General features: G+C 70.6%; 1 protein-coding gene and 1 pseudogene. One reads left to right on the forward strand and one right to left on the reverse strand.

The features are described 5' to 3' along the window. Window positions 1-519: pseudogene (locus AC3ET4_RS30650) on the reverse strand (ISAs1 family transposase); the annotation flags it as partial. A gap of 113 nt (window positions 520-632) precedes the next feature. Here AC3ET4_RS30650 and AC3ET4_RS30655 point away from each other — a divergent pair. Next, window positions 633-1,946, forward strand: a 1,314-nt coding sequence (locus tag AC3ET4_RS30655; RefSeq protein ID WP_431955211.1) for a replication-relaxation family protein, incomplete at its 3' end; no start/stop codon positions are given.

Here is a 1,946-nt window from a genome sequence, read left to right on the forward strand (position 1 = left end):
CACTCCCCAGTGCCCGCGGATCGCGGCGGCCAGGTCGGCCGGGCCGGCCTGATGGGTGTCGAGGCTGGTGACGGCGTAGACGGTCTCGCGGGTCTCGCGCTTGCCGGTCTGCTTGCGCCGGCGGTGGACGCGGATGGCCAGGCGGGCATGGGGAAAGGCGATCCCGCCGAGTTCGTCCGCGATGGCGCAGGTCGTGATCGAGCGGGACTCGCGCCTGCCGTGCCCGGTCCCGGAGGCGGTGTGCTGGACGGCGATGTCCCGCCGGGGCAGGGCTGCGAGCTGGCTGTGGGCGGTCGGCTGGTTGGTCTTGATCACGGCGATGTAGTGGGCCTTCTTGGCCTCGACCAGCCAGGAGATGTTTGCCTTGACCGAATGCAGGGCGTCGAAGGTGACAACGGCGGCGGCCAGGTCCAGCGGTGCCAGGAGCGGTTGGAAGTGCGTGGTTTCGTTTGTCTTCGCGCCGACCTCCACCTGGGCGAGGGTCACGACGGTGCCGTGCGTGACCGCGGAGAGCAGATGCCGGCGCGTCGCGGTGAGACGGCGGTGTCACCAAGGGCGGCGAGACCCTGCGGAACCTGACTCCCAAGGGTCTTGAAGCGGCTTCTCACGAGTTGCGGTGCCCGCTGTGGGAGATGGGGGGCCCGGCCCGCGGCGCGGGCAGCAGCGGAGCCGCGCACGCCCTGTCCGTGAACGAGACCGTCATCGCCCTGCTGCGCCCGAAGCCGGACCTGGTCCTGCTGGCTGGGGAACCGCCTGCAGCTCTGGCAGCCGCCCGTGCTGCCGTGGACGGCCCGGCGGGGCTCGGTAGCCTCGCCTCCTATGCGACGGAGGTTCCGCTGCCGGCGACGGGGACGTGGAACGTGCCGGGCCGAGGCGGCGCGCAGGCCGACATTGTGGTGACCGCGGCGCAGGACGGGGTGCCGTTGCTGTTCGTAGAGGTCGACAACTGCTACGAGACAGCTGAGGAACTCGCGGACAAGCTGGAGAAGTACGCGCGGTTTTTCCACCGGCAGGTGAAGGACACCGACGGCAAGGAGCGGGCGATGTGGCGGACCCGCTGGCCAGCACCCGAGGGCTCATTGGGGTACGACGTGCCGCACCTTCCGGTGCTGCTGGTCTTCCACCGCATCGGCGATCGCAACCCGGACCGCACCGTCCCGCGTCTGGCGGACCTGACCCGGCACCTGTGGCAGGGCCAGTGGCACCGGGGGGACGGCTTCCACTCCTACGACCAGAAGATCCCGATCATCGCGACCGGGCTGAACAACCTGCGCGAGCACGGACCGGCCGGGGCCGTCTTCTGGCGCTTCGGCCAGACCGGCATGCAGTCCCTCACCGACGCGATCGGCAACCCCCACAAAGACGCCGCCGACGCCCGCGCCCGGGAGGCACAGATCGCCCGCCAGGAGGCGTACCGGGCCGAACAGCAATGCAAGGCCGAGCAGGAAGCGGCCGAGCGCGAGGCCCGGCGTCCGGCCTGCGCGCAGTGCGGGGCGAAGTTTCCCGACGACCGCTGGGAAGCCGCGCGTGACTACCCAGACCCCACCACGCATTGGCATCCGGCGCTGTGTGAGGACTGCGAAAGCCACACCAGGGCCGCCGCCCTCCAGGCGAACAGGCCGAATGGGAACGCCGTGAGCAGCGGGAGGCGCTGGCCGCGCGGAAGGTCGGCGGCTGGCTCGCCCGTTTCCGTACCTGGCACCCGGCGGCGTGCCCAGGCGGGAGCTGGTCAGGTGGTTGCGTTGCTCCACGATGGGCCTGGGCTGCTCAACCCTCGGGGCTTTTGCACGGCTTCGATATGGCGGGTTGCCGCTTTGAGGGATTGTGCGGCGGTGTCAAGGGCGCATCGGACGGCTGTGGTGGTGGCGTTGTTGTATTGGAGGCGGTCGGCGTCGATGAGACTGGCTGCGGCAAGGGCTGCATCACTGGCGGCGAGGGCCAGGCGG

Source organism: Actinacidiphila sp. bgisy167, from assembly GCF_057707665.1.